The following is a 19,999-nucleotide window of genomic DNA, read 5'->3' as shown; positions in this document are numbered from 1 at the left end:
TATTCCCCGGTGATGATGCCCGCGAGTTTTGGGTACGTGCCGAGGACCGCAACCGCGAAACTGCCGTTTGCTACGATAAACTGGGTATGGCGGAGTATGCGGCTATGGAGGCGTTTGTGAGGTATAAGTTTTAAAACCGGGCCTTTGTTCGCGTTCGCATGCGGGCGCGAACAGCCCGAACAACCGCGAACGCACCGCAATGGGGCAAATGCGCCACAGACCAAATGCCTTTTGCGGGCCGCAATAACATAGTATTAAATATTCATAAGGAGACGTAAAATATCGCGTCTCCAAAAAACAAATTGATGTCTTGTATATTACGTCTTAACGGTAAAATTTTTGATGTTGACGCCTTCGTTGAAAACAGCGGGTTATTGCCTTATTCGATATTTTACAAAGGCGAAGATGTATATAAATCTAAGCCCGATGGTCGAAAGTTTGAAAGCTCGGGTTGCATGCTCCAGGTAAGCAAGGCTGATTTTGATGCCTTTAACCAACAGGTGACCGACGCTATCGAATACCTAAACACTAATAAGGAGGCGCTCCGACACATTCAAACTGACAATGGCCCGGATTACGTTTACTTAGACTTTGGTGTAACTTTTAACCCGACGAACGGCCTTGAGCAAAACCAGCATATTCCAATGGAATTAATAAAAGCCGCAGCCGAACGCGGCATCAGTATAAATTTGTGTATGTACACACCCGGATCCGACGAAGATTAATTGATCTAAAACAATATAAATGACCACAGCCCTTACCAAATCCCCCCGCCTGCTCTCGCTTGATGTGTTTCGGGGCATCACTATAGCAGGTATGATCCTCGTTAACGACCCCGGCGACTGGGGCCATATTTATGCACCTTTAGAACATTCCGTTTGGAATGGCTGTACGCCTACCGACCTGGTATTTCCCTTCTTCCTGTTTATGGTGGGCGTATCCATCGTTTACGCCATGGAAAGCAAAAAGGCAAGCGGAATGGGCCAATCAAAAATGATACTGACGGCATTACGTCGTATGGTAACGCTCATCCTTATCACCTGGGTTACCCAAATTATCCTTCGCTGGAATTTTGATCTAAGTAAACTGCGCTTACCGGGCGTGTTACCGCGTATTGCCATGGTATACTTTATATGCACCCTTCTATACCTCAAAACCTCGCAAAAAACCCGCGATTGGATCTTTGTTATCTCGCTGGTGGGCTATTATTTGTTGATGACGTTTGTACCCGTTCCCGGCGTTGGATACGCCAATCTGGAGCCCGAAACAAATTTTGGTGCCTGGATAGACCGCACCCTGCTTACCCCCGACCATCTATGGCTTTCCTCGCACACCTGGGATCCGGAAGGTTTGCTTGGCACTTTGCCAGCTATAGCCACGGGACTGTTGGGCATCCGTGTGGGCACCTGGCTAAAACGAAAAGACCGCGACGACAGCATCAAAGTAAGCTGGATGTTCACCTATGGTATCGTAGCCGTGTTGCTGGCCTTGGTTTGGGATTTGTTTTTCCCCATCAACAAAGCCCTTTGGACAAGTTCTTTTGTACTCTATACCGGCGGACTGGCTACCATCGGCTTGGCACTATGCTTTTGGCTGATAGATGTGCAGGGCCAAAAACGCTTCACTTACCCTTTTGTGGTTTTTGGCACCAATGCCATCGCCGCCTATGTATTGTCGGGATTTATACCGCATTATTACAACCTCATTAAGTGGGATGGCAAAACTATTTACGAGCACTTGATCGCCCCTTACTTTTCGCCGGTAAACGCGTCGTTGCTTGGTGCTATTTTAATTGTGGCTATACTTTGGCTGGTAATGTGGGTGTTTTATACCCGTAAAATATTTATAAAAATTTAGTAATGAAATTTAAACTGATCATTGCCTTTTTGTTGTTCTGCTCGGCAGTTAAGGCGCAAACAACAACTGTTACCCCAACGCAATTAAAGGCCGCCGAAGATGTTATTATAGCCTCCAGAGCGGATGAGCACTTTAAATTGAGTATGGACGTGATGCTGAAACAGGCCAGCACTAACTTGCCCGAAGATAAACGCGGCAAGTTTGTTGAAGTGATGAATAGTTTTGTAGCAAAATACGTAAACTGGGATGTGATGAAAGATCAGCTTGCCAGTTTATATGCCCAGCAATTCACCGAAAAAGAATTAAAAGATCTCGCAACATTCTATCGTTCGCCACTGGGACTAAAGCTGAACGAAAAGCAACCCATTTTACTGCAAAAAGGTGCCGAACTGGGCCAGCAAGCCGTGCAAAGCCACCAAGTAGAACTGCAACAAATGATGCAGGCCGCGTTTAAAGAATAATATTGCGGACTGGTATGGTTTTTACAGAGAATGCCTCCGGTTGTCCGGAGGCATTTACGCTCTTCTACTTGAGATATCCAACACCTGCTGTTTTAGCAGGCTTGCTCAGCAAATTCACAAACAACCTGTACGCACCGGGCACACCTGCGGGCAGTTCTCTAAAGAAAACCAACGAGGTATATACAAAACGGCCTGCGCCGTAATCGGCTACAATTAAAGAGCCATTGCTCTTTGCTTCACCGGGGTCGCCCATTTGCAGCGGAGTTTTGTATTGCGGGTCTATGTTGCTTACCATATAAACGCTGCGCTCCTGTATCCAGTCGTTAAAATCCTGCTGTGTTATTTTGTTGGGATAATTAAGTACCGGGCTATCGTTATCTAAAAGGATAACCGGCGAATCCTCCGTGGTTACCCTCTGGTTTACCACCTGGAAAGGGTACGGGCCAATAGCTTTAGTAACCAGTCCGTTGTTATTATTGTATTGTACCACCAGGTTGCCGCCGTTTTTCACATACTCCATCAGTTTGGGCTGCTCGTAGGCCAGGCGCTGGTTAACGTTGTAAGCACGCACGCCGATAACAATGGCGTCGTAAACGCTTAAGTCACTATTGATTATTTCACTTTCGCTTAACTGGTGTACGTCGTACCCAACTTCGCGCAGGGCATCTGGCACCAGGTCACCGGCACCGGCAATATAACCAATGCGTTTGCCGGCAATTTTAAGATCGATATTCACCAGCTTGGCTTGAGCCGGCGGGAAAATGGTGATAGCAGGCACGTGGTTGTATTTAATATTAAGCAAGCCCTGCGAGAATGATTTCCCGTTAACCGTAGTAATCACATCAAACTTTACGGTGTTAGATTTGGTCTCCGTTGGCCCTGCGCTGAACGCTACTGTCCATTCGTCTCCTTTTTTTCTGCCTGTAAAATCTATCTTCTCCGGAGTTATCTTCCAGCCGGGGATAGGTTTTATGCTGATGCTGCCGCTTGCATTGGTAAAGCTTTTTAGTTTTACCTGTATGGTTTGGGGGGCAGGGTTATTGTATACATAAACCATTTCGGCAATGTTGGCGGTAACAGGTGGGGTAATTTCCAAAGGCTGGTAGATCTCGCCACGGGCAGGGTCAACGTATTTAAACACGATACTGCGCTGGTAGCTTATATCCTTACCGTTGATATTAAAGGTATAGGTAACCTTGGGTGCATCCGGATTCTCCGGGTTACCCGCTAAAGTATCTTTTGCCAGCGTGTACGATCCAATACTATGCGGCGAATCGAGCCAATAAGGTTGGGTTATGGTTGCACTTGGAACTTTGCCTTTGCCATTAAAACTAAGCGTATTAACTTCACTTGAAGAAGACATTGGTGCATCATAACTCATTTTTTTAAGAATCTCCCTACCTCCACCATATATTTCTACAGAATATATTGGCACGCGGCTTCTAAAAACAAATTGATTGTTCACTATCATACTATCGCCTACCGCATAGCTCGGCTCTGCCGCATAACTCTCAAACCATAATCCCGCGCAGGCTGCAATCAAATCTTTAACTTCCTTAGTTTTTTGCTGATGCCAAAAGGTGTAGTCTTCTACCCGCGATGGTATCAATCGTACCGTTTGCATGGCTTTATCATTGCCAAATTCCATATCCACTTTGCCCAACAGCTCAACCAATGCTGGTACAGATGCTTCCGGCGTTAAATTGCTGAAGCTTTTGGTGATGGCAGCCACTTGTGTGCCGATAACGTTCCCTCCCGGGATGCGGCTCCAGCCGGTTTCTACGCCGTCCATCAGGTCGGTTTTTGGGGCATCGCCCAAAATGGTTTTAAAATATTCAAAGGCATCGCCCCTTTGCCGGGCCGAGCCAAATCCTTGTGTTTTGTGGTTACTGCGGCTTTCGGCAGCTATTTCGCCGTAGCTTTTACCTAATATGGGGTTGTAGGTACCTACGTTCAGTTTAAACTGATCCTCAGATGTGGTGTTGGTATTGCCAAAGTTAAAGGTGTTCCAAAGCAAACGCTTGGCTTGCCACGTGCTAACGCCGTGTTTCAGTTGTTCCGGGTAGCGCTTTGGGTCGGCGGCGGCGCTGAAAGCTTCCTGCGCTAAAATTGCCGAAGCAGTATGATTCCCGTGCCCGCCCTCGCCGGTGGTAGGAAATCGGCATATCATAACATCAGGCCGGAACTTGCGGATCACCCAAACCATATCGCCCAGTATTTTATCCTTGTCCCAAAATTTTAAAGTCTCTTCGGGATTTTTGGAGAAACCAAAATCAGTAGCGCGGCTAAAGAACTGTTCGGCGCCATCTATACGGCGCGCGGCCAATAATTCCTGCGTGCGTATCAACCCCAGTAGTTCACTTTGTTCATTTCCTATCAGGTTTTGGCCGCCGTCACCACGAGTGAGGGAGAGGTAGCCCGTGCGGTAGTGCTTTTCCTGTGCCAGGTAGGCCAGCAGGCGGGTGTTCTCGTCATCGGGGTGGGCGGCAATGTATAATATGCTGCCTAAAACGTTTAGTTTTCTAAAATTCTGCTGTATGGTGCCAATATCACTCGGCGGTGATGTTTGGGCATTAAGGCTTTGATAAACAAGAAATAAGGCGAGGGTAAACAGCAAAGTACGCTTCATAAGAACAAATATATTATAAACAGGTAACGCCCGGATAAGGTATCAATAATATTATACGGAGGTGATAATTACTCTAAGAATAGTTCCCCGCTCCTAAGGGATATAGCGCATTAAAAGGCAGCATATCCGATTAAGTAAGCCCTTCTGTGGCTCCCGTCAATCTGGCCCATTTTTTCTAACCATCAAACATCCCTGCGTGGTAATTAGGGTTAACATAGCTTAACACAATTCAAAAATTCTATTTTTAAGCTACTGTTAATCAATGTATTGTAATTTCACAGGGTTAACATAAAAAGCGCTTGTTTTAGTTACAAAAATATAATCCGGGCCGATGTTATCATTAAATCTGTCGGGTTAAAAATCTATGGTTGTATAAACTAATCTCATTTAAAAGCACGGCATCCAATCAAAAACCAATCAATCGATTAATTTTTTTTAGCATGATTATCAATGTCTTACATTTATTTGACAAAAATAATTTCCACTAATCAATCGTTTGATTAGTTTTGTGCCGTGATAACAACCATAATGGAAAAAGAGAAGACAGATAAAAAGGATCATATCCTGGATGTAGCTGAAAGGATCTTTGCAGAATTCGGGTACGATGGGGCATCTACCCGTGCTATATCCGGCGAAGCCGGTGTAAACATGGCTATGCTTAATTATTACTTCGGTTCTAAAGAGGGTGTATTCCTGGCCATTTTTGAACGCCGAATAGCCTTGTTTCAGCAAGTATTAGCCGAAATTGGCGACGATGCCAGCATCTCGCCATGGGAAAAACTGGATAAGTATATAGAAAGCTATGTAGAAAAGGTAGTGAACAACAATTGTTTCCACATTATGCTGCACCGTGAAATATCTAAAACAAAAAAATCTGAGCTTACCGATAAAATAACTGCTATTGTAATGAAGAACGTAACCGTTTTTCAAGGCATTATAGCTGATGGCGTAAAAAGCGGCGAGTTTAAAAAAGATACCGACCAGGAATTATTGGTGGCTACTGTGTTCGGTACAAAAAACTACATCATCAACACGCCGCATATTTCGTCGGTTGTATTAGGTTATGATGTATTGGATGGGGAGGCCCAGGAAGACAAGCTAAAACCCCGCCTTAAAAAATATTTGAAGAACCTTTTGAAAGCTTACCTACAAAACTAAAATGACAACAATAAATCATAGTCCCTTGAAACCTCATCTACTAACAAGAGCTGTTAAAGCCGCGGGTAGTTTTGCTGTATTAATTACGGCATTACTTATTACCAACCCGGCAGCGGCACAAGACAGAACCATTACGCTTGACGAAGCCGTTAAGCTGGGATTGGAAAACAGCAAAACGCTAAAACTATCACAATCAAAGATAGACCAGGCGGTATCGCAATTTGAACAAGCTAAAGACCAGGCATTGCCAACCGGTAAGGCCAGTTTTGGTTACAACCGCGCGCAGATCCCTGCCCACAAGCTTGAATTTGGCGAAGAAAGCCTGAGCCTGCCAAGCAGCGCGAACGCTTATCTGGGTACGGTGTCGTTAAACCAAACCATTTGGGCCGGCAACAAACTACGTTACGCCCGCGAAAGCACCAACCTGCTTACCCAGGTAGCCCGTTTGGATGCTGTTAATGACCGCGACCAGATCGCTTACAACGTAATCAACGCTTACTATAATCTTTATAAGGTAATACAGGCTAAAAAAGTGGTTGAGCAGAATTTAGCTACCATAGATGCGCAGATAAAACAATCGCAGCGCTTTTTTGACCAGGGCCTGGTTACCAAGAACGATGTATTGCGTTTTCAACTACAACGCTCTAACATTGAGCTGAACGGTATCGATCTGGAAAACAACCGCCGCATTATTAACTACAACATGGATATCCTGTTGGGCCTGCCCGAAACCACTCAGTTAGGCATTGCGCAGATAGTAGATGCCGACAGATCAGCAGCGCCTTTGGCAAACTATATTGATACCGCGCTCGCGCATCGTGCAGAATTACGCCAGATGGACCTGCGCACACAAGTTGCCGAAACCAATATCAAAAGCATCCGGGCTAATACATCGCCCACGATTTCGGCATCGGGCAGCGCTTACTATGTGGGCGTATCGGGTAACCCGATACCAAAAAGCGGTAAATATATTACGCCGATATCCTTAGGGGTTACGCTTGGCTGGAACTTCGGCACCCTTTGGACCAACAAAAACAAGGTTACCGAGGCCCGCCTGCAGCGCGAAGAGGTAATTGTGAACAAAGACATCACGTCTGATAACATTAAAAACGAGGTAAACCAAAGCTATCAAAACTATAAAACAGCGATAGATAAGATCAACCTGTTGCAAACATCTATTAACCAGGCTACGGAGAATAACAGGATCCTGGAATCGAAATACAAAAGCAATATATCATCTGCTATAGACCGTGCCGACGGGCAAACCCTGCTTTACCAGGCCGAAATTAACCTGGAACTGGCAAAAGCCGATGCAGGCCTTGCTTACTATACTTTATTAAAATCAACCGGAACTCTTAACAAATAATACAAAATAAAAATACAATGGCAACTCAGGAAACAGAAACCAAAAAGAAACCAAATAGAGTACTTCCTATCATATTAGGCATTGTACTTATCGGCGGTATCATTTTCGGCGTAAAAGAATACATATACTTCAGCAAGCACGTTGATACCGACGATGCACAGATAGATGGCGACATAAGCCCCGTAGTAGCCCGCGTTGGCGGCTATGTGGATAGCATTATGTTTGAAGAAAACACACACGTAAATAAAAGCCAGCTGCTGGTTAAAATAGATGCCCGCGATTACCAGGTTAAAGTGGAGCAGGCACAGGCGGCACAGGTTGGTGCAAGCGCTAACATAGGTGTTGGCGAATCGCAGATCTCTACAACCACTGCCAATTCCTCAAGTGCGAGAGCTGATGTTGCATCGGCACGCGCCCGTTTAGAAAAAGTTCGTAAAGACTACGCCCGTTACGCCAACCTGGTTCAGGATGGATCGGTAACCCGCCAGCAGTTCGACCAGGCAAAAGCCGATCTTGAAGTTGCACAGGCAAACTACACCGCTGCAAACGATAAATATAAAGCCGCTTTAGAGCAAATTGCTACCAGCCGCAGCCAGTTAAAGGTTACCAATACCGGCGTAACCCAAAAGCAGGTTGATATTGATTACGCTAAACTGCAGCTTTCTTACACCGATATTAAGGCACCTGCAACCGGTGTGGTATCTAAAAAGAATGTACAGGTAGGGCAATTGGTACAAGCCGGTCAAACTTTGTTCTCAATAGTGAATGATAATAGTATTTTCATCACCGCTAACTTTAAAGAAACCCAGCTTGATAAAATTCGCAACGGCCAAAAAGTTGATTTGAAAGTTGATGCCTACCCTGACCTGAAAGTAGAAGGTACGGTTTATAACTTTTCGCCGGCTACAGGTGCTAAATTCTCGTTATTGCCACCGGATAACGCCACAGGTAACTTTGTAAAAGTTGTGCAGCGGATCCCGGTAAAAATTAAACTAACCGGAAGCAAAGAAGAACTTGCGAAATTACGCCCGGGTATGAGCGTTGATGTTTCGGTAATTACAAAAGACTAAATAACATGGCTGAAACTGGCTTTAAAAAATGGATAATTACCATTACGGTAATTATGGCATCGCTGCTTGAGCTGATAGATACCACCATTGTAAATGTAGCTATACCGCACATACAGGGTAACCTGGGCGCAACGCTTGAGGATATTGCATGGGTGGTAACTGGCTACGCGGTGGCAAACGTAATCATCCTCCCCATGTCGGGATGGCTGGGCGGGCGCTTTGGCCGCAAACAGTACTTCCTGGCCTCTATTATTGTATTTACAATAGCATCGTTCCTGTGCGGTAACGCTACCACGCTTGATGAATTAGTGGCGTTCCGCATACTACAGGGAATTGCAGGCGGTGGTTTAATATCTACCGGCCAAACTATCCTGATAGAGACCTGGCCACGCGAGCAAATTGGTACAGCAACAGCACTGTTCGGTTTAGGCGCGGTAGTAGGCCCAACTGTTGGCCCAACCATTGGCGGCTGGATTACCGAGAACTACTCATGGCCCTGGATCTTTTACGTAAACTTACCTGTGGGTGCGCTTGCAGCGTTCCTGGCCTACACGTTTATTAACGAAACGCCCAAGCAGGAGAAAAAACCCATCGACTGGTGGGGAATTGGCTTACTTGCTTTAGCGGTAGGCAGTTTACAAACCATATTGGAAAAAGGTGAATCGGAAGACTGGTTTGCAACAACTTATATTGTTATATTAACCGTTACAGCGGTTCTTGGTACGCTCCTGTTCATCTGGCGGGAAATGAGTACCGACCATCCAATCGTTAACTTCAGCATTATGCGGCATCGAAGTTTTTCGGTGGGGATGTTTACCTCCTTTATCCTCGGGTTTGGGCTGTATGGGTCGGTGTTTGTGTTCCCGGTGTTCTGCCAGAATTTGCTTGGCTTTAACGCGCAGCAAACGGGCGAACTTTTGTTCCCCGGTGGTTTATGTACCATATTTATGATGCCGTTCATCGGTAAGATGCTAAACAAGGGTATCCCGGCCCAGTTTATGGCTACCGCGGGTATGTTCCTGTTCTTTGTGTTTACCTGGATGCTCAGCAACTCTACCCTGGCAACAGGCGAAAGTGACGTGCTTGTGCCTTTATTAATACGGGGCGTGGGTATGGCCTTATTGTTTGTACCGCTAACTACGTTGGCTATGGCCGATTTGAAAGGCCCGGAAATTGGGCAGGGTTCCGGTTTAAATAACATGATGCGCCAGTTAGGTGGCTCGTTTGGTATTGCAGCCTTAACTACTATCATACACATTCGCCAGGGCTTTCACCGCAGCACTCTTATAGAGCACGTAAACCCTTACAACCCGGCATTTACCGAAAGGATGCATATACTTACGGCTGGCTTTATTGCAAAAGGCAAATCAATGCTGGATGCTACGCACATGGCTTATGCCGCCATAGAAGGAACCGTAATAAGGCAAACGATGCTGCTGTCGTATGATGACGCTTACTGGATCTCGGGCTTGGTGATGCTGTTTTCGATACCGTTATTGTATCTGCAGCCATTTAAAAAGCTAAAGGCGGTTACCGATTCGCACTAAAAAACAAAACCGTTCAGTCTTGTCAACTGAACGGTTTTTCCAAAAAAATCAACAATTAAATTTGTAATTCCCCTCCGGATGCACAAAGTGTTGGTTAAAAAAAATTATGATTAGGAGAGGTGTTATAATCTTATGCTATAAAATTAGTTTTTTTTAATTAACAAACCCAAATTTAATTTCATATAATTTTCATGTTGACAATTTTAACAAGAAAGGAGCCCATAAAAGACTCCTTTCCTATTAATCATAAATCCTTAGAAAATTATCTTGCCGGTGGCGGTTACCAATGAGGCTATGCGTACGGCATCAAATACACGTTCTTCGGTAGTGCCAAGCTTTATCAGCGAATCTTCGTGCGCGTTTACGCACATCTCGCAGCCGTTAACGGCAGATATGGCCAGGCTCATCAACTCAAAAAATTCTTTCCCGGTTACCGGCTTCATCATCAGCTGCATACGGATGCGCGCGGGGATCTGTGTATACTTCTCCTTTTGCGTAAAGTGGCGGAAACGGTAAAATATATTGTTTGATGCTAATAACGATGCACAACCGGCAGCCTCTGCAACATCGGCAGCAGTAGCGCCCTGCGCTTCGGCATATTGGGTGTAGTAATTGATAAGCGGTACATTATTGTTGTTTACAGCGGCGCTTAAGCCTATCAGGGCGCATTCTTTTTCCGTAAGGTGTGCCGAAGCAAGGGTGCTTGTAAAATTCAGCTTAAGATCGCGTAAATAGCGCGATTCGCCTTTTTCCAGCAAAGTAAGGCTGGCGGTGCGGTAAGCTGTGTCCAAGCTAAGGCTTTGCAATATTTCTTGTATGATCTCGGTACTTTCGTTCATGGGTAAATATATTAAGGTATAAAAAAGCCCTGCACCTAAGGGGTACAAGGGCTATATATAGGGGTGGTAAAATTATACAGTTAAAGTTTCTTCGCCTTTTTCCCAGTTGCATGGGCAAAGCTCGTCTGTTTGCAAACCATCCAATACACGTAAAACTTCTTTAACGTTACGGCCAACGCTCAAATCGTTAACACATACCCAGCGGATGATACCGGTAGGGTCAATAATAAAAGTAGCGCGATAAGCAATTTTTTCGTTTGGCTCTAAAATACCCAGGTCTTCGGCTAATGATTTTGAAGTATCGGCAAGCATCGGGAATTTAAGGTCGCGCAAATCGTCGTGGTCTCTTCTCCAGGCAGCGTGTACAAACTCAGAATCGGTAGAGGCACCAATTAAACGGGTTTCGCGGTCACGGAACTCACCGAAGTTTTTGTTGAACTCAGCGATCTCTGTTGGGCACACAAAGGTGAAATCTTTTGGCCACCAGAACATTACGGTCCAAACGTTATCTTCATTCACCAAAAAATCAGAGGTGATGGTTTCAAACTCTTTACCTTTTTCGAGGCTTGTTACGGCTATTTTAGAAAACTTTGGGAATTGTTGTCCTATTGTTAACATAATGGATGTTTTATTAAAATTTACACAACAAATATACGCTTTTAAAAGGAGGCCTTTTATTTCAATTATCTATAGGATATAGGAAAAATCTATAGTGTTTAAAATACACTATTACAGGCATTTGGGACAAGGTTATACTGGTAGTGAGCGGCGTGCTCGTAAAAATTGACCTTCTACAAAATATACTTTGTACTCAAAAAGTTCGAGTCGTTATCGTTTACTATCTCGTTGATGAGCTGCTTGTTGGTTTCGTTCATTTTAGTGGCCACCAGCGACCGGATAGAGAATGAGCGCAAGGCATCATGTACAGAAAGCGTCCCTTCTGCGCTGTCCTTGCGCCCGGTGAATGGGAAAACATCCGGACCGCGTTGGCATTGGCTGTTGATGTTTACGCGGCTTACCAGGTTTACAAACGGGTCTATCAGTGCGGAGATCTCTTTGGCATCATTACTAAAAATACTCACCTGCATCCCATGCGGCGAATCTATCTGGTAATCTATCGTTTCTTCGATATCCTCAAATGGGATCACTGGGATAATAGGGCCGAACTGCTCCTCGCGGTACAGTTTCATCCTCTCGTTAACCGGGTATACCACCGCCGGGAACACAAATGATTCGGCAGTTACACCGCCGTTTTCATTCATCACTTTGGCGCCATTGGCTATTGCATCGTCTATGCATTCTTTCAGGTAAGCCGGTTTGTGCGGCTCGGGGAGCGGAGTAAGCTTTACGCCGTCTGTCCAGGGCAGACCGGGCTTTAGTGCGCCTACGGCATCGCTCAGGAGCTTTAAAAACTCATCGGCAACCTCGTTGTGCACAAATATGATCTTAATGGCCGTACAGCGCTGCCCGTTGAAGGATAGCGCGCCCAATATACATTCGCTCACAGCAAGTTTCAGGTCGGCATTTTTGGTAACGATGGCAGCGTTCTTGGCATCAAGGCTGAGCACCGCGCGGAGGCGATTCACTTTGGGGTGGCGCTTCTTCAGGTCGTTGGCCACTTTGCTGCTACCGATGAAGGCCAGCACATTGATCTTGCCGGTAGCCATCAACCCCGGCGTAACTACCGCGCCACGGCCATAAACGGTATTCACCACACCTTTAGGGAAGGCATCTTTAAATGCTTCCAGCAAAGGGTAATGTAAAAGCGTACCATGCTTAGGCGGTTTAAATAAGATGGTGTTGCCCATAATCAAGGCGGGGATCAGCGTGGTAAAAGTTTCGTTTAGCGGGTAGTTGAACGGCCCCATACAAAGCACCACCCCCAGCGGCGAGCGGCGGATCTGGGCAACTAAGCCCTCCGCCATCTCAAAGCGGGAAGATTGCCTGTCGATATCTTTTAAACCATCGACGGTGGCGTTGATGTATTCCACTGTGCGGTCAAATTCCTTGGCGGAATCGGCGTAAGATTTACCGATCTCCCACATAATGAGTTTAACGATCAGCGTGCGCTGCTCTATCATCTTGTACACAAACTTATCCATGCATTTGATGCGGTCTACAATGCTCATGGTAGGCCATTCGCCGCGACCATTATCGTAGGCTTTCAGGGCGGCTTCCATGGCTTCCATCGCCTCGGTTTCGGTACAAACAGGGTAAGTACCTATCAGCTTGCGCTTCAGCACGCCATCGGCACCGGGTAGCATTACAGGCGAATAAACTTCGCTTACTTCGCCGTTCCATTGGCGCATTTCGCCGTTAACCAAATATTCGCGTTGATGGATCTCTTCTATACGGTGCTGGGCGGGGATCTCGTCCTCGGGCACAAACATGGCCCGGAGTTGTTGTTGATAATCTTGCATAGGCGGGGTAATTTTTATGTAAGCCTAAATTACAATACTTTGCAGGGGAAAGCAAGGAACGCTGGCTATAGGTTTGGGAAATTTGACGATAACGTGGTAGTAATAAACCTCTAACCCATCTCAAGAGGAAATCACATTTAACAAGAAAGCCTCCCGATAAGGAGGCTTTCTTTATTATTTCTTTTCGAGTTTGCTTGCCGCGCCCTCATCCATAAACCATTGCAAATCGCCATCGCTGGTTTCTATAATGAGTTGGGCTGGGTATTCGGGGATGTTTTTGGCGTCTTCTAAAATGTGTTTTACTGCTTCGGCCTTGCCTTCGCCGTATACCAGGAACGCGATGTGATGCGCATTATTGATGAGCGGGGCGGTAAAGGTTATACGGTTCATTTTTACCTCGTCGATATATAGCGCCTGGATAGACGCGCTCTCATCCTTCAGTACCGAAGTATGCGGGAAAAGTGACGCGGTATGCGAGTTATCGCCAAGACCTAAGATAACCAGGTCGAAACAGGCGTTATGCCCGTCGAAAAAACTGATGAGGTTAAGCGTGTAGTGCTTGGCGGCTTCCTCTGCACCCAGATCTGTATGGACCGGAAAGATATGCGCGGGATCTATCCCCAGCGGATCGAACAGGGTGTTCTTCGCCATCAGGTAATTGCTCTGCGAATCGGTCAAAGGCACATCGCGCTCGTCACCGAAAAAGAACCACACTTTATTCCACTCTATTTTATCCCGGTAATCGCTCACCAGCAACTCGTGCAGTTTTTTTGGCGAGCTTCCACCGCTTAGCGCTACGGTAAACCGGTCGTGCTTTTCGATGGCTTCCTTAGCTGTTTTGGCAAAAAAATCAGCCAAACTGGCCAGTACTTCGTCGGCGGTTTTAAATATGTTCAGTTTCATTGTACTTATTTTTTACCTGCAACCGGCAGGGTGAACCAGTTGAAACCGTCGCGGGCAATTAATGCCTCGGCAGCTTCCGGCCCCCACGAGTCCGCAGAATAATTAGGGAAGTTAAGGCTCTTTTTATTATGCCATGTGTTTAAAATCGGCATTACCAGCTCCCATGCTGCTTCCACCTGGTCGCCACGCATAAATAGGGTTTGGTCGCCATGCATGGTATCCAGTAATAGTGTTTCGTAAGCCTCCGGTGCCTGGCTGGTGTAAGTTCCTTTGTAATCAAATACCATATCTACCACGTTCAGCACCATATCAATACCCGGGCGTTTGGCCTGCACCTGTAAACGGATGCTCATCTCGGGCTGGATGCTGATAATGAGCCTGTTTTGCTGCCAGCTTTCGGCTGCTTCGGTAGGAAATATTAAATGCGGCACATCCTTAAACTGGATGCTGATAACCGATGATGACTGGTGCATTCTTTTGCCGGTGCGCACGTAAAACGGCACACCTTGCCAGCGCCAGTTATCTACAAAAAACTTAAATGCGGCAAAGGTCTCCGTATTCGAATCCGGGTCTACCTTGCCCTCTTCGCGGTAGCCGGGCACTTCCTGCCCCTTCATCCAGCCGCTGCCGTATTGGCCGCGCACGGCGGACATCCGCACATCTTCCGGGCTAAATCGGCGCATGGCCTTTAACACATCAACTTTACGGTCACGTACTTCATCGGCAACAAAGCTCACCGGTGGTTCCATGGCAATGTGGCAAAGCAGCTGCAACAGGTGATTCTGGATCATATCGCGCATAGCGCCCGAGCCATCGTAGTAATCGCCGCGGTCTTCCACGCCCAATTGCTCGGTAACCGAGATCTGTACGTGTTCTATATAATTACGGTTCCACAGCGGCTCCATAATAGAGTTGGCAAAGCGGAAGGCCATAATGTTCTGTACCGTCTCTTTACCCAGGTAATGGTCTATCCGGTAGATCTGGCACTCATCAAAAATGCCTTTCAGCAATTCGTTCAATTCCTTAGCGGTCTCCAAATCGTGCCCAAATGGCTTTTCGATAATGATCCGCACCTTGTTCTTATCCTCGGCCAGTTTGGCTTTGGAGATATTAGATGCTATGATGGGGAAGAAGTTCGGCGCAACGGCAAGGTAAAACAATACGTTGGCAGTTGTTTTCCATTCTTCGTTATGCGCGTCTATGCGCTTACCAAACTCTTTATAGGTTTCAAAGTCGGTAGCGTCTGATACCTGGTAATAGATGTTCTTTACAAACTCGGCCCATTTCTTGGCGTCGGTTTTACCGCTGCGCGAGAATTGGTCGATGTCTTTATGCAAGTTATCTCTGAATTGCTCATCGGTTAGCTTGGTACGGCCGGTACCGATGATAGAGAATTGCTTGGGCATCCAGCCATCTAAAAAAAGATTATAGAGGGCCGGGGCAATTTTGCGGGAATTTAAATCGCCCGTTCCGCCGAAAATGATAAATATGGTAGGGTCAGATTTTACATTACTCATGGTGATAACTTTTTTAGTTAAAGGTAATTTAGCTTTTAGGTACCCATTGGGTGTGGAAAGTTCCTTCTTTGCCTATCAGCTCGTAAGTATGGGCTCCAAAATAATCGCGCTGCGCCTGGGTTAAGTTTGATGGCATACGTTCGCTGCGGAAAGCATCAAAATAACCCAACGATGCCGCGTAAGCAGGCATGGCAATACCCGCGTTAACCGCCGAAGCAACTACTTTACGGATGCCGGGCAGCGTGCCTTCTACAAGGGCGGCCACATCGCCATCTAAAAGTAAATGTGCCAATGATTGGTCTTTACCGTACGCCCCGTAAATATTCTCGAGGAATTTTGAACGGATAATACAGCCACCGCGCCAGATCTTAGCGATCTCGTCGAGCTTAAATTCGTATTTGTATTCGGTTGACGCGTTGGACAGCATGTGCATGCCCTGTGCGTAGCTGATGATCATGGTGAAGTAGAAAGCCTGCTCTAAAGCGGCAATCAGTTCTTCGGCATTACCCTCGATAGCCTGGTGATCGGCAGTGCTGTAAATAGCGGCTGCCTGGGTACGCAAAGCTTTGTATTTTGACATATCGCGCATAGACACCGCGGTATCTACCGTTGGGATAGGGGCCTGCAGGTCCATCGCGCTTTGCGAGGTCCACTTGCCGGTACCTTTGGCGCGTGCCTCATCTTTAATGTCATCTAAAAGCAAATGATCGGTACCAGGGGCTTTAAATTTGAAAATATCTTTGGTGATATCCAGCAGGAAGGACTGCAGTCGGCCTTCGTTCCACTCGGCGAAAATTTTACCGATGGCATCGTTATCCAGCTTTAAGCCCTTTTTCATGATCTCGTAAGTCTCGGCCAATAACTGCATTATACCGTACTCAATACCGTTGTGTACCATCTTTACAAAGTGACCAGATGCACCCGGGCCAATGTACGTTACGCAAGGCACGCCATCCACTTTAGCGGCAATAGCCTCAAATATCGGCTTCATTACGTTGTACGCTTGCTTGTCGCCACCCGGCATCATGCTTGGCCCCTTACGCGCGCCTTCTTCACCACCAGAAACCCCCATGCCGAAGAAATGCAGGCCTATAGCCTCCAGCTCCTCAACTCGACGGTTGGTATCGGTAAAGTGCGAGTTACCGCCATCAATTAAAATATCGCCTTTATCCAATAATGGAGTAAGTTCCTCAATTACGGCATCTACAATTTTGCCGGCGGGTACCAGCATCATAATAGCACGCGGGGTGGTGAGGCTTAATATAAATTCTTTTACATCGCCAAAGCCTTTTGCTTTACGGTCGCCAGCTTCCTCGTTGAGCGAGGATACTTTGCCGGCGTCTTTATCGTGCCCTGCTACCGCGAAGCCGTGATCGGCCATGTTGAGCAGTAAGCTGCGGCCCATAACACCCAGGCCTATCATGCCAAAGGCATATTTATCTGTTGTTGCACTCATGTTATTTGAGGTTTTCGTCTTTAAGGTCGTTTAATATTTTTTTAGTTGTCTCGAAGTCGGTATGCTGAAAGGCACGGATGCCCAGTTTTTCGGCTGTTTTTACAAACATGATCCGGTCGTCGAAATACACACATTGCTCGGGCGATGCCTGTGCAATACCCATGGCCAGCTGCCAGATTCCAGGATCGGGTTTGCGCATTTTTACCTCACACGAGGAGATAAACGCGTCAAAGGCCTCGTGCAGTTTAAATTTCTTCACCCGGTAATCGTTCAGTTCCTTGCCTTCGTTATTGATGGAGATGATACGGAAACCGCAATTCTTTTTCCACTCTTTAAGGTAAGCAAGCGTCTCGGGCAATTCCTTCGACTGCGCGTACATGAATTCTTTAAAATCCTCACGAACAAACTCGCGGGGATGGTTAAAGATCACCGTATCGAGGTATTGGTCGAGCGAGATGCTGCCAATTTCGTAGACGTTGAAAATGAAGTTATGCAGGGCGTTCACTTCTTCGTAATCCAGCCCGAATTTCTTCGCAGCTTCCTTACGCGATTCGTGTCCCCATCCGTTAGTCAGCAAAATGCCTCCTACGTCAAAAAAAAGGATCTTGAGGTCTTTGTATTTCATAAGGCAGGGCTAATACTTAATCTTCTATTTTATGTTCCCCTCTTGAGAGGGGTGCGGTTGTCTTAGCGCGGTGGCGGGGTGTGTTAACCAAGCGGCTAACACACCCCTGCCCCCAATCAAGAGGGGAACCCTGCGCACAAGGCACTTAAAGCCTTATACTTTATCCTTTTGGTCTTCGATCGCTTTCAGCAATTTTTCGAAAGGTTTGTTAAACTTCTCGATACCTTCATCTTCCAGTTGCTGGGTGATGGCATCCAGGTCTATACCTAACTCTTTTAATTTGGCTAAAGCTGCGGTTGCTTCGTCTAAACCTAATTCTAAGGTATTAGCTGCAATACCATGATCGCGGAACGCGTCAACAGTTTCTAATGGAACGGTATCAACGGTATCAGGGCCAATTAAAGCCTCTACATATTTGGTGTCTTTAAACGCTGGATTTTTGCTGCCGGTACTTGCCCAAAGCAAACGCTGTGGTTTTGCGCCTTCGGCGGCTAATTTTTTCCAACGCTCGGTGCTGAACACCCTTTTGTAAATTTCGTATGCTTTTTTTGCTGATGCGATGGCTACTTCGCCAACCAAAGCTTTCTCGCCTTTGGCTTCCAATAACGGATCAACTACAACGTCTATACGGCTTAAAAAGAAGCTGGCTACTGATGATATGTGGCCAATTTTGTGGCCGGCGGCTAAATGCTCTTCCAAACCTGAAATGTAGGCTTCGGCAACTTCTTCGTAACGCTCTAAACCGAATAACAGCGTAACATTAATGTTAATACCTTTGGCAATTGAAGCCTGTATAGCTTTTAAACCCGGTTTAGTACCCGGAATTTTGATCATTACGTTTTTGCGATCAACTTGTTTCCAAAGCAATTCTGCCTGTGTGGCAGTGCCTTCGGCATCAAGCGCTAAAAACGGAGATACCTCTAAACTTACGTAACCATCTGCACCTGCAACTTCTTCGTTATACACACCTTCAAACAGGTCGCAAGCAGCTTGTATATCTTTTACAGCCAACCCAAAAAATAACTCTTCGGTAGTTGCAGCGGTAGCGCCAAGGGTTTTAATATCTTCATTATAGTCTGCACTGCTGGTGATGGCTTTTTCGAAAATGGCTGGGTTAGAGGTTACGCCTCTTACGCCGTCTTCGTCGATCAGTTGTTTCAATTTACCAGAAGAGATGATCTCGCGGTCGATAAAGTCAAGCCAAATGCTCTGGCCGAAATCGTGTATTTGTTTAACGTTGTTAGTTGCCATATCAGGTTTTATTAATTTTCTTTTTCTTGTTGTTTATGAGGCTGATAGCCTCTTTGTATTACGTAAAGTTCTTAATTCTGCGGGGATATATTGTTAATCCAATCTCATCCTTGCGTTACGGTAGCGTAAAAAACCGATTAATTATTGGTTGCTACTAAAATTTGCAGATTGTATCCTATAAAAAGCCCGCTTTCTATCACCCCGGTTATCGATTTAATGTCGCGCTCCATGGTATCGGGCACTTCATCAAAACGACAATCCAGTATCAAATTGTTGTTCTCGGTAATTACCGGTCCATCCTTGCCTTTTGCAGGGCGCAATACAATGCTGTTAGCGCCAAGCTTTTTCAATTCGGCCTCCACGTGCAGTAATGCCTGTGGAAAAACTTCGATAGGGATAGGGAAATTGGTGCCTATTTTATCCACTATTTTGGTATCATCCACAATTATATAGCTCAGCGGACTGCTCGCTATCAAAAGCTTCTCTTTAAACATGGCCCCGCCGCGCCCTTTTATCAGGCTGTTTTTAGGGTCTACTTCGTCGGCTCCATCAAAAAGCCAGTCGGGCGTGTGTTCAAACAGGGAGGTCATGGGTATACCCAGCTTGCTCAAAAACATCGATATCTCTAAGGATGTAGGGATGGCCAGCACGTTCAACTTTTCGGCTTTTATGCGCTCTGCTATTGCCAACAAGGCCAAATAAACCGTAGAACCCGAGCCTACACCAAGTATATCGCCATCTTTTACCATGGCGGCAATTTGCTGCGCTACCTTTTGCTTACCGCTTTGGTTAATGATCTCCGAGGACCATTTAAGCTCGCTGATTAAAGTCATTTAGTTTTGAGTTGTGGGTTGTGAGTAATGAGTTACACAAGGCGAACCACTTATAACTCATCACTCA

17 protein-coding genes and 1 pseudogene are annotated in these 19,999 nt (G+C 46.1%); 8 read left to right on the top strand and 10 right to left on the bottom strand.

Annotated elements, in window-relative coordinates:
* The 4 genes and pseudogenes from EPL05_RS24380 to EPL05_RS19320 form a co-directional block, all read left to right on the top strand.
* A pseudogene (locus EPL05_RS24380) lies at window positions 1-134 on the top strand (PIG-L family deacetylase); the annotation flags it as partial.
* Between the two features lie 171 nt (window positions 135-305).
* The gene (locus tag EPL05_RS19330; protein ID WP_128535643.1) at window positions 306-725 is read left to right on the top strand and encodes a hypothetical protein; all 420 of its coding nucleotides are present in this window, start codon (window positions 306-308) and stop codon (window positions 723-725) included.
* 19 nt (window positions 726-744) lie between these two features.
* The gene (locus tag EPL05_RS19325; protein WP_128535642.1) at window positions 745-1,857 is read left to right on the top strand and encodes an acyltransferase family protein; all 1,113 of its coding nucleotides are present in this window, start codon (window positions 745-747) and stop codon (window positions 1,855-1,857) included.
* Between the two features lie 2 nt (window positions 1,858-1,859).
* Window positions 1,860-2,318, top strand: a complete 459-nt coding sequence (locus EPL05_RS19320; RefSeq protein ID WP_128535641.1) for a DUF2059 domain-containing protein — start codon at window positions 1,860-1,862, stop codon at window positions 2,316-2,318.
* A 64-nt stretch (window positions 2,319-2,382) separates the two neighbouring features.
* On the opposite strand, the gene EPL05_RS19315 is transcribed toward EPL05_RS19320, so the two are convergent.
* Window positions 2,383-4,947 carry a PIG-L family deacetylase gene (locus tag EPL05_RS19315; protein WP_128535640.1) on the bottom strand — a complete coding sequence of 855 codons (2,565 nt, stop codon included), beginning with the start codon at window positions 4,945-4,947 and terminating at the stop codon, window positions 2,383-2,385.
* Between the two features lie 528 nt (window positions 4,948-5,475).
* On the opposite strand from EPL05_RS19315, the gene EPL05_RS19310 reads away from it, so the two are divergent.
* Genes EPL05_RS19310 through EPL05_RS19295 form a run of 4 tightly spaced genes read left to right on the top strand, consistent with a single transcriptional unit; the run spans window position 5,476 to window position 10,088 of the window.
* Window positions 5,476-6,105, top strand: coding sequence for a TetR/AcrR family transcriptional regulator (locus tag EPL05_RS19310; RefSeq protein ID WP_128535639.1), 630 nt, complete (start codon window positions 5,476-5,478; stop codon window positions 6,103-6,105).
* Window position 6,106: 1 nt separating this feature from the next.
* Window positions 6,107-7,471 (top strand): TolC family protein, encoded by a 1,365-nt coding sequence (locus EPL05_RS19305; RefSeq protein WP_128535638.1) that lies wholly within the window; start codon window positions 6,107-6,109, stop codon window positions 7,469-7,471.
* A 17-nt stretch (window positions 7,472-7,488) separates the two neighbouring features.
* On the top strand, window positions 7,489-8,541 hold the full coding sequence (locus EPL05_RS19300; RefSeq protein WP_128535637.1) for an HlyD family secretion protein: 1,053 nt from the start codon (window positions 7,489-7,491) through the stop codon (window positions 8,539-8,541).
* A 5-nt stretch (window positions 8,542-8,546) separates the two neighbouring features.
* Complete coding sequence (locus EPL05_RS19295; protein ID WP_128535636.1) at window positions 8,547-10,088, top strand: DHA2 family efflux MFS transporter permease subunit; 1,542 nt, start codon at window positions 8,547-8,549, stop codon at window positions 10,086-10,088.
* Window positions 10,089-10,342: 254 nt separating this feature from the next.
* Here EPL05_RS19295 and EPL05_RS19290 read toward each other — a convergent pair whose 3' ends face one another.
* From EPL05_RS19290 to rpiA, 9 genes are all read right to left on the bottom strand, one after another.
* The gene (locus EPL05_RS19290; RefSeq protein WP_128535635.1) at window positions 10,343-10,927 is read right to left on the bottom strand and encodes a carboxymuconolactone decarboxylase family protein; all 585 of its coding nucleotides are present in this window, start codon (window positions 10,925-10,927) and stop codon (window positions 10,343-10,345) included.
* A 72-nt stretch (window positions 10,928-10,999) separates the two neighbouring features.
* On the bottom strand, window positions 11,000-11,545 hold the full coding sequence (locus EPL05_RS19285; protein ID WP_128535634.1) for a peroxiredoxin: 546 nt from the start codon (window positions 11,543-11,545) through the stop codon (window positions 11,000-11,002).
* A gap of 173 nt (window positions 11,546-11,718) precedes the next feature.
* A complete protein-coding gene (locus EPL05_RS19280; protein ID WP_128535645.1) occupies window positions 11,719-13,317 on the bottom strand; it encodes an NADP-dependent glyceraldehyde-3-phosphate dehydrogenase in 1,599 nt (532 codons plus the stop codon).
* Between the two features lie 204 nt (window positions 13,318-13,521).
* Window positions 13,522-14,250, bottom strand: a complete 729-nt coding sequence (pgl, locus tag EPL05_RS19275; RefSeq protein WP_128535633.1) for a 6-phosphogluconolactonase — start codon at window positions 14,248-14,250, stop codon at window positions 13,522-13,524.
* A 5-nt stretch (window positions 14,251-14,255) separates the two neighbouring features.
* Window positions 14,256-15,767, bottom strand: a complete 1,512-nt coding sequence (gene zwf / locus EPL05_RS19270) for a glucose-6-phosphate dehydrogenase (RefSeq protein ID WP_128535632.1) — start codon at window positions 15,765-15,767, stop codon at window positions 14,256-14,258.
* Window positions 15,768-15,795: 28 nt separating this feature from the next.
* Entirely contained in the window at window positions 15,796-17,223 is a 1,428-nt protein-coding gene (gene gndA, locus EPL05_RS19265) for an NADP-dependent phosphogluconate dehydrogenase (RefSeq protein WP_128535631.1), read from the bottom strand.
* Between the two features lies 1 nt (window position 17,224).
* Entirely contained in the window at window positions 17,225-17,848 is a 624-nt protein-coding gene (locus EPL05_RS19260; RefSeq protein WP_128535630.1) for an HAD family hydrolase, read from the bottom strand.
* 153 nt (window positions 17,849-18,001) lie between these two features.
* A complete protein-coding gene (gene tal, locus EPL05_RS19255) occupies window positions 18,002-19,099 on the bottom strand; it encodes a transaldolase (RefSeq protein ID WP_128535629.1) in 1,098 nt (365 codons plus the stop codon).
* A 137-nt stretch (window positions 19,100-19,236) separates the two neighbouring features.
* A complete protein-coding gene (gene rpiA, locus EPL05_RS19250; RefSeq protein WP_128535628.1) occupies window positions 19,237-19,932 on the bottom strand; it encodes a ribose 5-phosphate isomerase A in 696 nt (231 codons plus the stop codon).
* Between the last annotated feature and the right edge of the window lie 67 nt (window positions 19,933-19,999).

This window comes from Mucilaginibacter gilvus (assembly GCF_004054195.1).
Classification (GTDB): Bacteria; Bacteroidota; Bacteroidia; order Sphingobacteriales; family Sphingobacteriaceae; genus Mucilaginibacter; species Mucilaginibacter gilvus.
This window is presented reverse-complemented; position numbering and strand designations above follow the sequence as displayed.